The sequence below is a fragment of the Flavobacterium sp. W22_SRS_FK3 genome (genome assembly GCF_052113665.1).
Taxonomy (GTDB): domain Bacteria; phylum Bacteroidota; class Bacteroidia; order Flavobacteriales; family Flavobacteriaceae; genus Flavobacterium.
Map to the genome: position 1 here is coordinate 1 of NZ_JBGQOF010000038.1, position 15,342 is coordinate 15,342.

Consider the following 15,342-nt stretch of genomic DNA (forward strand, 5'->3'; position numbering starts at 1 on the left):
TCAAAATTGGTGATCGTAAACGATCCTTGGGTAGTATCACAACCGGCATTAGTCGTGTCCACTAAAGGCGCTACAGGAGGTAAGGCTCTATCAATAGTAAATACTTTAGCCTCTGATTCACAACTAGAAGTTTTAGCGGTTAATTCATAAGTAGAAGGAAGCAGTGCAAGTCCTTCAATATAAGATGAACTCTCAAATAACGCCAATAAATCACCTGTAGAGATATTGATAAGAGTATAAAATACATGCTGTGGGGATTTATTCTCAATCGTAATACTACCTTCGTACGTTATACAATCAGGATTATGAACAGAGATTTCGGGCTTATCGGGAGCTATAACATTTCTAGTAATAATGAAAGAAACTTTTTCCGAAGGGCAACCTTCACTATTATTAGTAACCAAACTATAAATGCCTTGTGGTAACTTGAGATTTTCAATTTCTTCTTTAGTCTTATCACGTTCTTCTAAACTTGGACCAGTAAGGGTATAGGTAATTGCATCTTCCGCAGAAGTAGTGATTTTAACAAATCCTGTTGACACCTCACAATCTGGATGAGTAACACTCACCACAGGCGCAGGAGAAAGACTAGGCTCGATAACATAAAAAATAATAGAAGGAGATTGGCAGCCTCCATTCTTCATTCTTAAACTATAGGAACCGTAATATTCTAAATTTTTAGATTGTAATTGCTCAAGAGTTATTGAAAATCCTAAGTTAACTGGTGCATAACCAGATGGTATATAGAAAAGATCATAGGTTGCATTATTAATGTGATTTTCAATTAAAACATGCCCACTAAGAGTATTACAATTAGGCTGCAGTATCTCTACTTCTGGTATAGCTGCTGTTCGCTCTGGAATAATAAAACTTTTACTATTAAGACATCCATAAATATCTTCATTTTTAGCCGATAAAATATACCTAGAAGGTGGCAGGTCAATAGCTTCCACTTGAGAAACAGTTAAATATTCTCCAACAATAACTCCGCCATAATAAGTAGTCAGTTTATAGGTAACCCCTTCAATATGGTTGGTAACCTTGACCCTACCTGTAACATCATAACAGTTTTTAAGTACCTCGACCTGAAGAGGGTTTGCAATATCAGTATTGATTGTAAAATCTAAAGCATTTGATTTACAGAATTCACCATTAGCCATTAGTATATAAGTACCAGACTGAAGCTGAAGCGACTCTAAATCGTTAGGGGATATGTTAGTCCATGTATATTTCAATACCCCATCTAGCCTCCACTCTAAATGATACGAGTCTTCGGTAGAATAACCCTCGGGAAAATTAGCTATTGCAAATGAAGAGCCACAAACTACATTTACATTAATTGCTGGTATAAGAGGTCTATCAGGACGCGGATTAATTATAAAAGAGAATGCTTCTGAATCGCAGTCTGCATTAGATGCAATCAATTGATAAGAACCAGGCGAGAGTTGTTTGGTTTCTATCTGCGCCTTGGTTAAATTTTTCTCTTGTGTATTGGTCGTAATATTTAATAACGTATAGGTATAAGAATCAGCATTAGAAGACAGTAAATCAATAGAACCTTTAGGTACATTACAATCTGTATTATTAACTCTTACATTAGGTATATTAACTGGTACGGGAATTTTAATATGAAAATTAAATTCTTCTGAGAGACATTGATTCAGCTTAGCTCGCAACTTGTAGTTACCGTATTTAAACTGATGATTCGTTATATTAGTAGAAGATATATCTTCCCATTTCTGAATAAGATCTCCATTATCATCATACCTGTAAAGATAATACCGGTAAGCCTCTGCATTATAACCATCTTGAAAATTTACTTTAGCATAGTCAATACTACACGTGGCATTCGTAATATCTAGTATGGGTAATTGAGGTAATCCAACACTATTGATAGTAAAATTTAGACCCGGCGAGTCGCAGTATAGTGTACCATCAGGTAAGTTGGTAAAGGTAGTAGCAAATAAAGTATACGATCCACCTTGTAGCGGTATTGCTTCTAATGATTCCTTGGAAGAACCTTGTGTAATAATCTGAGAACCTTTTAGCAGCTTATACAATATAAAATTAGAATTATTATTTATAATAATTCTACCACTCGGTTTATCACAAGTAGGCTGAACCCGTGTTATAGCTGGTTGTACTGGTATTTGAGGTACCTGTATTGAAAACTTGAAAAGCTCTGATCCACATAAACCATTTTTGATAGCATATAACTCGTAGTTACCGTATTTATACTGATGATTCGTCATATCAGTAGAAGATATATCTTCCCATTTCTGAATAAGATCTCCATTATCATCATACCTGTAAAGATAATACCGGTAAGCTGCTGGATTGTAATCTTCTTCAAACTTAACAGAACCGTATGGTGTTGCACACGTACCTTGCTCAACCAACAATGTTGGAACTGGAGTAAAGCTAGGCGACGCATTAATTATAAAAGTAGTGATTGGAGATTCACAACCCGTTTGTGTATTAATAGCAATTAATATATACTCCCCAGAAATAAGGTCTAATGACTCAAGCTCCGCCTTAGTAAATTCACCAGAAAAAGTGTCTGTTCCCTCAGGCTTTGAAACAAATTTATATCTAATTTCTGCAGCATGATTTGTAACCTTTATTTTCCCTGTAGCTATAGCACAGTTAGGCTGAGTTATTGAAAGTACAGGCTTACTTGGAAATACTACATCAGCAAACCTAAATTCCATGCTGCTTGACAAACAGTTCGCACTGTTAACACCTTGTATAGTATAATAAGGCATAGTAGGGTCAAATTGACGAGATTCAATTAATTCAGCTGGCCCAGTATATAAATTATAACCTCCAGGAATTTTAACGACATAGTGGTCGTAAATATCATTAATAATCTGAATACGACCATAAGGTTCTATGCAAGTAGGATTTGTTACATTAACATTAATCGGCGCAGAATTTGTAACTCGAGGAATTATGAATCTATCTGAATATACACTGCATCCATCTATACTTTCTGCCCTCAATATATATTCAACTTCAGATTGAAGAACAACTGGTTTAGGTAAACTACTATATGGTATTGGACTGTCATTAAGGTAATACTCAACATCATCAGAAAAATTTACTATGTATAAGTTTGCATATGGCCCACATACCGGAGTTGTATTAATTATAGGAATATCTGGTACTACAGGTGCAGTATCTATCGTAAATTCATAAGGATCAGACTCACAGTCAGTAGTAAATGCAATTAATTGATAAGAACCAGCTTCAAATTCTTTACTTTCTACCTGCGCTTTGGTTAAATTTTCTTGTTGTGAATTAAGAGTTACATCTACTAATGTATATGTATAAGAACCAGCATTAGAAGAAAGTAATTCAATAGAGCCTTTACGTACATCACAATCAGTATTATTAACCCTTACATTGGTTATATTAGCATGTTCGGGAATTCTAATTATAAACTCAAATTCTTCTGAGAAACATTGATTCAGTTTAGCTAACAACGTGTAGCTACCATTTTTAAACTGATGATTCGTGATATCATTAGAAGATATATCTTCCCATTTCTGAATAAGACTTCCATCATCACTATACCTATAAAGAGAATAACGGTAAGCCGCTGCATTATAACCATCTTGATAATTTACTTTAGCATAGTCAATACTACATGTGGCATTTGTAATATTTAGTATAGGTACAGGAGGAGTTTGCGGTTGTGGATTGATAGTAAACGCTCTCAAGGGAGAAATACAGTTTTCTGTATTTAAAGCATATAACTCATACGTTCCCGGTTGCAACTCATAACTCTCCAATTGGGAGACACTTAAATTTGTAAGATTTAAGCCTCCTCCAGTTAAATTATATTTGTTTAAAGCTGTATTTTGCCCTCTAACTGTAATATAACCCCAACTTGTATCGCAATCAGTATCGTGGATATCAATTTCAGGAATTTGGGGTACAGGAGGCATATTAATTGTAAATTCAGTATTTACAGAGTTACAACTTCCATTATAAGCAGTGATTGTATAATTTCCTGTTTGAAGTTGAAGAGCTTCTATTTGAGCTTTAGTTTTAGAACTTGCTACAACATTTCCATTTTCATTTTTCAATGTATATCGTAGCGAAGATGCTGCATTACCTATATCAATAGTACCATACCGTATTTCACAAGTACCGTCAGCTGGAGTTACGACAGGAGCTACTGGAATTTCAGGAACTACAATTGTAAAATTTAATATTTCTGATACGCAAGATTCATTTTGCGCAGATAATGCATAAGAGCCTGAGGATAATTGAAAGTCTTCTAATCTCTCTTTACTAATTCCCTGTTGAGGAGCAGAATTTGGATTTGAAAGGTTTTGAAGATTGTAAGAAAAAGAATTTGCATCGTTTCCAGTAACTAAAATTGAACCATATCGTGTATCACAAGTTGCATCGATCCTAGTAATGGTGGGTTTATTAGGTATTACAGGTACAATAACTTCAAAATTATGAACCGGTGATTCACATGAGCCAACTGAACGTGAAAGGGTATACTCACCATGATCCAGATGTTTATTTTTCAACTCTGTGTAATTACCCTCCCAACTTTGAGTAGTTCCAATTTTTTTTAACGTATAGGTATATGAGTCAGGATTGTTGTCATTTACTGTTATAGTACCATACGGTCTATCGCACGACGCGCTATATAAAGTTACACTTGGTTTAGTTAGCGGAGGCAATGTATTAAATACAACTCTTGATGCTTTTGACTCACAATTACCAGCCTTAAAAACTACCTGATAAATGTTATCAATACTTAGATTATTAAACTTATTTGAGTTTTGAAAATTTCCTTCTGTTATAATTTGTCCCGAACTGTTTAATATATCCAGACGAAACATTGAATTGCTAGGTAAATTACTAAGAGAGATCTCAATATCGCCAGTAGGAATAACACAAGTGGGCTGTCTCTTGTATACAACTAATGGGCCTTCAGGAGCTGTTTTTTCACCAATTACTACTTCAGAAGAAGCTGCACAACCTTCAGAATTTTGAGCTACAAGCGAATGGGACCCCACCTGAGCCGATATAGGAAGGTGAGGGTTTTGAATCTTGATATTATCTAAGTAATAGGTCAAGTTACCTGAAAAATTGGTAATTGTAAAACTTCCATTTTGTTCACCGCACTCAGCAGGTAAAGAATTTACCTGAGGTGATGCCGGACCTCCTGTTTGGGTTATCGTGAAGTTTACAGAGTCAGACTCACATCCCGCGTTACTAATAGAAATTATTCTGTATACACCAGCAAAAAAATTAATATCTTCTACCAATGTTTTTGATAGACCAATCCAAGATGTGTTATTATCACTAATGCTGTATATATTATAGGTAAAACTTCCCGCATTAGCATGGGTTAAAGTAACACTTCCAGATGGCAAGCTATTCTCAACATCACATCCTGCCGGGGAAGTATTAACCGAGGGATTAGCTACTTTGTTAGGTTGAGTAAGTATGATTGTCTTTTCTGCAATACACCCCTTTGCATCTGTTACCTGTACAGTATAACTACCTGCAACGAGTCCTGTTTGATCTTCTTGCGTAGGTGCGAGTCCACTATCCCCCTCAGATGTGCTCCAGCTATAACTATATGGAGCAGTACCACCGCTTAACTGAATAGAAATAGAACCATCTGACCCTCCAAAGCAGGTAATATCTTTTTTAATTGATTGTATTTCTAGGGGAGATATGGAAATAATATTTATTTCTTTTTCTTGCGAAATGCATCCGTCAGCATTTGTTACAGTTAAAGAATAGTTTCCTGGCGTAAGTCCCGTTACATAGGCACCTACATTAGTAAGCTTTTGGCCGTCTAAAAAATAGCTATATCCAGCTACTGGATCTTTAATTTTAAAAGACCCGGTGTCAGATGAACAGGAAGGTTGCTTAATATCTTCTAGTAGTGGAGCAGGTATAGTTGTACACCCTAATACCAATTTATAATCTTCAACTTCGCCATCAATGGCATCACCTACAGCTCTAGAATCACTACTTCCGGTATCTGAATCACTTAAGATACCAGTTGTTAATCTGAATCTTGCATATGAAGAGCCGCTAGCCATGTTAAATGGAATATTCCAACTTAAAATTACTTTGGTTGCATTATTTGGAACCGTTACAAAAGCAAATTCATCATCATCAAAAGAGCCATTTTTATTAAAATCTATCCAGGCATACAAATTAGCAACTTTCCCAGATGTATTAACAACCGGAATATTAGTTAATATATAATCTGAATCATTTCCGTCAACCGATGGTAAAATATTGAATGCATTCTCATCATCATTCAAACTATCATCATCACCAGAAGCTGTATCATTGGGGAAACCATCGACTTCTCTGTCTATAGAATTTCCTAGCATTAATGATGATTTATTAGTACCCGGATTATAACCTTTGATTGAATGTCTCGCACCTGAATTGTCCAATAAGGTTCCATAAGAGGATGGAGCATCACCAAAATCCAAAGAGGTTACAGCCCTATGACAACGTGCGCCATCATTATTTGCAGATCGCTGTACTTTAGCTAAGAAACGTGCATTAGGTCTGTCGGTTGTATTTAAATTTGAAAGGTTAACATTGAAAATATTACCGGTATCATTATCAACAAAATAAAATATATTATCATTACTAACATATTGAGCTCCAAAAGGACCATTATTGACTCCTGCTACATTATCTTGAAATCTTATTTTTCCATAATTTGTTCTATTTTCAACACCTATATTTCCATTAAAATTAAAATGTATTTTAATTATCTCAGAATTATTATCAATTACCCATGCCTCTCCAGTTTCTGGATGCATTGCTAAATCTGCTCCTTTTTCACCAGTAAGATTTACTGTTGATATTAATTTAAGAAAATTAGGACTGTTTTTATCAATATCAATTACAAATATTTTGTTTTCTTGGTAAGCCCTAACATAAATTTTATTGTCATATACGTCTCCCGCATTCAAGTCATAAGATGTACCTAATCCCACAATAGGACCAACTTCGTGATTGATAAAAGTAAGCTTTCCATTAGCTGCCTGTTTAATTTCACTAATAACAACTATAGTTCTGACGTCAGAGGCTTTACTCAAGGAATAAATCATACCGTCATTATCATTATAACCACCCGCATTAACTAGCAAGGGGTTTATAACTTCAGCCTCAACAGCATCTTCACTGGTTTCTAGTGAAAAACTGTACCACTTCCCACTATCACTTCTAAAGGCTTTATCCTCACATTGATAAGTAGAATTAAACGAGGTGTTGTTTAAGCATTGAACGTAATTCAGTATATCACCACCAGACACATAATTGTAGCTGTAAAAAAATTCATCTAACTCACCTATAAAGTTTTTTGAAGTATTTGAATCTACATTTGTTCCAAATCGCCCGCCTAAGCCGGCTCCATCGTCGTGCGCTCTAATTGTTTTAAGACCAGTTTCTTTACTCTCTTTTACTTCACCATCTAAATAAATTGATGCTAAACCATCGGAAATATTATTATTTATATAAGTAACACCTACATGATGCCATTGACCATCTTGAGGATAAGTAAATAGAATATCTCTTTGATTACCATTTTTAGAAAACGAAGCTCTTAATTTTCCATTTTGCCTTATTGATATAAGTAATCCATCATCTTTATTTCCCTCTTCATAAATTATACGATTGTCTGTGGTAATTTGCGAAGGAGCAATTTTAATCCAAAAACCAATAGATAGTTCATCAAATTCCTTGGTCATAAAATTACCAGAATTATATTGAACTTTTGAGTTGCCATTAAAAATTAATGAAGCACTACCAACTTTTGGTGATGTGGTATTAAAACTTAGACCTTCTTGATAGATAGGACCATGAGATCCTCCTTCGCCTGTTAAGGTATTATCAAATCCATAAACAGCTTCAATAGTGTTTCTTGAAATAGTATTAACAAAACAACTACTACTAATACCATTTAAGCCAATAGCATCAATTGATTTAGGGACTATAGTATCAAAATTATTGTTATTTATAGATCTATTTTTCCATTGATCAGTTCCTTTCCCATAAACTTTAAAAAGTGCAGAAACAGAAAAAAATAGCAAAAAAAGAATCACTACCACTGACGAACCAAATACTCTAAAATTTCTAATTTTATAATACATACACAAATTGATAAAGAGAAATTAACTATTTGTAGACAGTTAAATTCTGAATTAATTTGCTAAAGTATTTAATATGATAATTAGTATTGGCTCAGCATAGGGATACAAAAAGTCACAACCAAGTTATTTTTATTGATTCAAAAGAAAATCCTTTAAACCTATTCAATCACTAGTGTCCACTTAAAATAAGCTAAAAAACCAACTGATCAAGTTCGTTTACATTATTGTAACCTAATTTCATAATTATACATTTACAAATGTTTTATCGAGTAATGATGCTAACAAAATTTGTAGAATTTGGAAGATTGAACGATTAATTTTTAAATCTTTCGAAATGATTGACACCAAGCAATAAGTTATTATTCCGATGTTGATTTGTATGCGAACTGCATTTTCAGTCGTTCCCAAGGAGGTATTAACTTTTAAATATTGTTTAATACATTTAAACAATATTTAAATATGCAAACTTTGCATAAAGCAACGCTATTTGTTGGGCTGATAAATTAAAATTAAAAAGATTGGCATTTTTTTGTTTTCAATATCGAAAAACTTCACCTTTCTTATTTTTTTACAATAATTTTTTGAAGTATAAAAGCCGTCTACATTTCCTGTTTGTCCATAAATATCTACAGTAGATTTAACCGTTTTTATGGAATATATTCTTTTTAATTTTAAATTTGATTTTCTCTGACAACAAAATACGCTAATGCTTTTGTTATTCGATAAAGCCTCAAGTAATCAACATAACTGCGGCCAAAAATACAATAAGCAAAAGATCCAAAATTGATAATACCCAAAGCATTCACATAGAGAACATTTGCCTTTGTTTTATGTATAAATACTGGGGATTTTAATTTATATCAAAAGTGTGTGGAGTTTTATTCCTGATTTGGTTTTCTAAAATGATCCCAAAAAAACATTCAAACACAAATCTATAGTGAAGAATCAAAAGCATAAATATTGCCTTTTATTTCAAAGCTGTCATTGCTGTTTTCTTTTCTTATACTGTCAATTTAAAAGAACATTCTTTAATCTTTAGTCGACACTAGTGCTATTACATATGGATTAAATCAATTACAATCATATTAAAATTTTAATAACTGGTACAAATCCCTAATTGAATCTTAATAGTATTTCCTTGTAAATTTTAGCCCTAAGAATACATTAAATCAAAAATTCACCACCATTCCTTATCACTATTTCATTTAATCCTTTTGGCTCAAAACGTACAATTAACAGATAATCTTCTAAAATTGTTAAAAACCCTGTATCTCATAATACCAAACTAATAAAAAATTAGAAAAGCTTTGAATAATAATACTCTTATAAAAGACCGAGCTTGTTAAAAAATATATCATTAATGATCTGTAGCGAATTTAAAAAAAATATTTTCATATTTATTATTAGGAAAAAGAATGCGAGAAGTATCTCCAGTTACTAAAAACGTCTTTAAACCCCCATAAACAAGAAAACAACAATTTTTATTAACCCTTTTACTTGTTTTCAAATAAGGGTCATATATAGGTATAGAGGAAAGTGGGGTAAGACCCTTTAACTATTTTAATCAGTTATATACTATGCTTAATAAAATTCATGACACGCCAAGCTAAACTTATCAAAGCATAAGAAAATATGGAATCCATATATATTTAGCAAAAATTCGATCCCAAAGTAATCAATTATTATTACGTACAAGCTAAAAAGCTTCATAAAATTAACAATGACAAATAAAAGCCCTGTATGAAATTATTATTCATATAGACAAAGTGTTTCTGAAAAATTATAATTGCAATAACTCAAGTAATTACCTAGAACTCACAAAACCAATTTAAAAAAAATATAGCAATTTAAATCACATTAAATAAATATAATATCAATAGTGAAATGTAACTTGAATTTAAATGAACTTTAAAAGCATTCTATTATTCTGAATCTATTGAACTTTAATAAATTACCCTAGGCAGAGCCCCGAGGTATCGCGTCACTCAAAAGACAACCGTAATTGATTTTTATTAAGCGCTTTATAAACTGTTTTTTCTTCGCCTTGGTTTTGAATGTATTTCTGAATCACATCCTCATTTCCATATTGACCAACAGTATTCACATAATATACACTAGTCCAAAAATCACCTCCCCACAACTTATTCTTAACCTAAGGATGTAATCTGAAAATTTATTTATCTGTAATACTTTTTACTGTTCTAACAATTATTTCAACTGAAATTTTCGGAACACTTTGTATCAAAAAATGCACGTGATTCCCATCTTCTTTAATTTCAACAAAATGAATCTCATAACGTTCTGAAATATTTTCACATATAGAAACCAAACTCAATCCTACTGAATCAGCCAAACATTTCTCCTATATTTTATAAGACAAACCAAATGATAAAGCAACAAACGTTTATTAGGTCGTTGAAAATGTGTTCGCTCATCCAACAAATATAAGAATCTTTCTATTTTACCCTAAACCCCGAGGCAGAGCCTCGAGGAATTCTTTTGATTAAGTTCAAAAAATCGTATCACACAATTTACAATCAGTTAGAAAAAATATACTTTAAAAAAAAGCAATATGAAAGTGCCAAAATATACTACGATGAAATTTTAGATTTAGAGAAGTAATTAATGTTCTGAAAATTCCATTTGTAGCTTTCTTCATGTTGTTCCTTTTAAACTTTTTAAAATTGTGCTGAAATTCTTTTTTGATACATATTCGATATGCATATGATAAGAATTCACAACTCCTTTTAAAAATCACAATACCTTACGCTTCATATTTGCATTAAAAACTCACGACAACGTTTTTGAACATCGTCGTTCAAAACTTTACTTCTATATTTAATAACCAAAACAACATGACAGGTTAATCTTTTTACTTTATGCGAACTTTTTCTTACATCTGTACTCATACTCTAAAGATAAGGATTTTGTCGCATTACTAAAGTACTGCAATAAATTGCAGTGTTTTAAACCGAATCTGAGACCAATAAAAGAGGCTGTCCGAAATGGGCAGCTTTTTTTATACAGCAAATTTCAGTAATTGATTTTGAGTTGGTTGATTTATGAAAATATTCCGTTACAGTATTTAAAAAGTAAATTTCGACTTTTATAGCTCGACTTGTAACTCCGATGGAGACTTTTAGAGGAGTCCTCGATGCATTATTGTTCTTTGCAATCATTTTTCTAAAATTGTGTCCGTGTATTTTTTGGATTTTGCTTCCATTTTTATTCCATCGATGTATTGGATATCTAGACTGACATAGCCCATTTCCACAAGCATTTTGACCACCTCTGCAAATAAATCTTTGATTTTTTCTTTTAGAACCCTTCCTCTAAAATCGTTCATGGTTCTAAAACCAGCGGTTGAGTTACCTTAAACAAACATAAAATTAATGTTTTCGGTGAGTGCTTTTGCTATTTTTCGGCAAGTTTAAGTATTGCTCAAATAACTGTAAAACAAAACTTTAAGCATCATTCTGAGATAATAGACAGAGTTACCTCCTCCTATATATTTTTCAAGTATATGCCTTATATTAAATGAATTGAAAACCTTTTCCTCTAAGCGAACAGGGTGGTTTTCTGAAATTTTATCAAAAATATTTATCGGAAAAAGCTCCGTAGTATTTATCGATTTCGATTTAAATATTACTTTAGCCATTGCTCGTTTTTTGTGCAACTCTAAGATATTATTTTAGATTAAAAACAGCAAAAAAAAGGCTGTCCTTACTTTTCGGACAGCCTCGTGTTACAGAACCAAAGTAAATTAAATAAAATTCCCCAAAATTTTATAAAGTTACTTACTGTTCCCTCCCACCTTATCTACAATGACAATATTCTATTTTATTCAGTTTTTGTTAACATTAAGACAGCACTATGCTATATTTTGGAGCAATATGATCACCTCCTACCTTATTGTTATTTATTTGCGTTATTCTAGTCCACTTATTTATTATCAGTTGCGTTTTTTGGTTCAATTTCCGATTTTAGTTGTTTTAATTCGACAACCTTAATAATTACAGGCCCGCCATGTATAACTGAATTTAAATTAGTAGATTTCATTTTTAAAGGATTAACAACATCCACTTTTAATATTGCATGGAATATCATTGCTAAAACACCAAAGCACAGACAGAAAGTGTTGAATTTTTTGTTTTTTTGTTTTTTCATAGTCTTCGATTTATATTGCCACGCTTTATATAAAATTTTATACACACCTCTAACAATCACTAAGCTTAACTCAAATAAACAGAACTAGCTAGACTTTATATAGCATTTCTATTACTCTATTTATTCTGGACAAAACTACAACAGTTCATACGTTAGTAAACCAAAATAGCGGTAGACAAAGCGTAGACTTTTTTGATTAATAAGATAGACATAATGTCACTTTATGTTCTAAAAAAATGTTTCATGCTGAAAATCTCTATTAAATAAATAATTAAAATTTCTGGCTAAACCAAAGGACTACGAATGGAGAAAATCAAAATCAAAAACAACTACAGTTAATTATCAAAAACCAAAGCTAGAAAACCTGGAAATTGAGGTATTAGTAGGGATTTATTCCCGAAGCTGCATTAAGCCGCAACTGCTTTTGGAAACATCAAACAAAACAAACATTTAAAACGATTTTACCTTTATAAAACTAACCAAATATTGAGTTTAGTTTGATAACTTGCACCTAATTTTGTAAAATAGATACAAATTCCAATCAATTTAAACGCTTTTACCACCTAAAAAAGTCATCCTGAAGATCATGGGATTAATAATTTAATGATTCTCCGTAATTACTCATAATTTTAAAAAAAATCCTTATTTTTATAAAAAAACACAATGAATTTATTGACGTATCCCTTTTGTAAATAATACTAACTGCTTATATTTATTAAAAAAAAACAATGGAAAAGATAGGCAATTCAGAAAAAGACTTTAGTTTGTTTGATTTTCAAAAAAAGTTTGCAACTGAAATTGATTGTTAAAAGCATCTATCAGCTATAAAATGGGATACTGGTTTTGAATGCAAAAAATGTAAGCATACGCATTATTGTAAAGGAATAAAGGAGTTTGATAGGCAATGTAGTAAGTGTAATTATTTAGAGTCTCAATGGCAGGTACACTTTTTCATAAAATAAAGTTTCCGATATTGAAAGCATTTTATATAGTGTATTTTATAAGCACAAACTAGAAAGGAATAACAAGTACCGAGTTGTCACGAAAATTAGAACTCAAGCAGAAAGTTTGCTGGTTATTCAAAAGAAAAGTTATGATTGCTATGGATAGCAGTGGGAATTTTCCGTCGTCTGGTTCAGTTGAGGTTAATGAAACCTTTGTTGGTGGTACTGATGGAACTCAAAGGGTCGTAAAAAAGGGAAGAAAAAGTTGGTAGTAGTAGCTATTGAAAAGAAAAAGAAAGGTGTAAGTCAATCCTATGCAAAAGTTATTGATAAAGCCGATGCTGTTAATTTAGGATCTTTTATGGAACAAAAAACAACAAAAGATGCACAAATAATTACCAATGAATGGACGGGTTACAAACCATTAGATAAAATTTTCACTAATATGACACATATAAAATCTGGCAAAAAGGAGAAAATTTTCCAGAACTTCATCGAGTAATTTTAAGGGTTGGTTAAGAGGAGTTCATCATCATGTTGAAAATCTTCAGGATTATATAAATGAATATTCATATCGCTTAATAGAAGTTTTATGAAAGGAAATATCTTTGACAATTTACTGAACAGGATCACCTCCGCAAACATATAAAGCTATTATTAGCCAAAAGGATAAGTCAATGAATTTATTCAACTTTACAGGAAATTTCTAAAGTAAAGATTCTTGTAGAAATCATTTCAAAGAGTAAAGAGACAAAATTGGAGTAGAATGCAAATGTGGTTGCAAAGAATTCTTTTGGATAAAAAGCAGGTGGATTTATGAATGAAAAGCATTTAAAAAGTATTTCCTTGCAAAGTGAAACAATAATGTAAATTTCTAATTTATAGTTTTTAGTTTGGTACAAGACAATGTTTTTATTGACAGCAACTAAAAAAGGATTTATCCACTAAAGGAATTGAAACTCAACTTGGATTGAAACGATACGAACCTGTTTGGGCTATGATTCATAAACTGCGAAAGGCAATATGGATTCTTGGTATACTTTTGAAAGAATGGTTTGACGAGGGTTATTTTACAATTGCATCTTCTGAAATTGAACAAGAAAAATATATAAGAGATCGATTAGCTGTGGTTAAAGCTAATATAGCAATTACTGTCGAATCGACTCATTTGGAAGATATTGAAACTGGAGAAAAGTCAAGTCATTGTAGATATTTCAAACAAAAAGTTCTTACTGACCATAGTGCCGACCAAATTAATGAAACAATTCAAGAATGAATTTCAGAGAAAAGTGTTGTTTTTCCAGGCAAAAGTAGTTCCTATATAGATATTTCCGATTACGTAGAAATACATTACTGAAAATCAGATAAGCAAACAACAAAAGAAACTTTACTCTGGATTCATATTACAATTAGCAGCGCAAAACGAAATTTTCCAGGAAATCATCACAAAATAAAAGAATATTTATAATATACTAAATGATTTCATCTATAAGCCCAAATAGAAGATATTTTGGAGAAAAATTTTTCGATAGGCTAGTAATAGCAGGTATTACAAGGTTATGATTAAAAGCTGAGAATCATAAATATTTTACACAGAATTTAAATATTGTTGTTTAGTAAAATAATTAATACTTTTAAGCAAAATATGCTTACATTTTGGATAGTCTTACATCTTCCTTTTCCATACTTAAAATTATTAGAAACCAGTAGTTTTTGATAATTATGTTACTTTTTGTCTCACTGCATATTTACACTGGAGCAAATTTGGAAATCTTTATTCAAACTTTCTAAAATTGTTAGAAAGATTTTCAAAAGCTTACTCTTTGTATGAGAACTAAAAAAAAACACCTCCCTGTTTTTTGTAGTGCACTGAAAAAGTTGCTATTTATTAAAAGGCTTCTTCAATTTTCAAGGATTTTTACAGCCATAAAAAAACTGCATCCATTTTAGAACTAGAACTAAATAAAATCAATACCTTAATTTAAAAGACATCTTTTAAGGAAAGAACTCCACGGATTTGTATTTAAAAACAAAACATTTTTTTGTTTATACGCAAAATACATTTATGATTG

The 15,342-nt window shown here is 31.8% G+C and carries 4 protein-coding genes and 3 pseudogenes; 2 read left to right on the plus strand and 5 right to left on the minus strand.

Going from position 1 to position 15,342, the window contains the following annotated elements; translation table 11 throughout:
• From ACEN2I_RS19440 to ACEN2I_RS19460, 5 genes and pseudogenes are all read right to left on the minus strand, one after another.
• The coding region (locus tag ACEN2I_RS19440; RefSeq protein ID WP_441767750.1) for a GEVED domain-containing protein at positions 1-8,159 on the minus strand (8,159 nt) is incomplete at its 3' end.
• Positions 8,160-10,140: 1,981 nt separating this feature from the next.
• Positions 10,141-10,598 (minus strand): annotated as a pseudogene (gene tnpA, locus ACEN2I_RS19445) (IS200/IS605 family transposase).
• 332 nt (positions 10,599-10,930) lie between these two features.
• A complete protein-coding gene (locus ACEN2I_RS19450) occupies positions 10,931-11,068 on the minus strand; it encodes a transposase (protein ID WP_441767751.1) in 138 nt (45 codons plus the stop codon).
• A 266-nt stretch (positions 11,069-11,334) separates the two neighbouring features.
• Complete coding sequence (locus tag ACEN2I_RS19455; RefSeq protein WP_441767752.1) at positions 11,335-11,505, minus strand: hypothetical protein; 171 nt, start codon at positions 11,503-11,505, stop codon at positions 11,335-11,337.
• A gap of 596 nt (positions 11,506-12,101) precedes the next feature.
• Positions 12,102-12,326, minus strand: coding sequence for a hypothetical protein (locus ACEN2I_RS19460; protein ID WP_441767753.1), 225 nt, complete (start codon positions 12,324-12,326; stop codon positions 12,102-12,104).
• Between the two features lie 728 nt (positions 12,327-13,054).
• Here ACEN2I_RS19460 and ACEN2I_RS19465 point away from each other — a divergent pair.
• Positions 13,055-13,919, plus strand: a pseudogene (locus ACEN2I_RS19465) (IS1595 family transposase).
• Between the two features lie 28 nt (positions 13,920-13,947).
• Positions 13,948-14,833: pseudogene (locus ACEN2I_RS19470) on the plus strand (IS1595 family transposase).
• Positions 14,834-15,342: the final 509 nt, after the last annotated feature.

What these genes read in the sequence shown, in the direction of transcription:
- ACEN2I_RS19450 (WP_441767751.1), bottom strand. Translation starts at nt 11,068, where the DNA reads ATGAGTACAGATGTAAGAAAAAGTTCGCATAAAGTAAAAAGATTAACC.
- ACEN2I_RS19455 (WP_441767752.1), bottom strand. Translation starts at nt 11,505, where the DNA reads ATGAACGATTTTAGAGGAAGGGTTCTAAAAGAAAAAATCAAAGATTTA.
- ACEN2I_RS19460 (WP_441767753.1), bottom strand. Translation starts at nt 12,326, where the DNA reads ATGAAAAAACAAAAAAACAAAAAATTCAACACTTTCTGTCTGTGCTTT.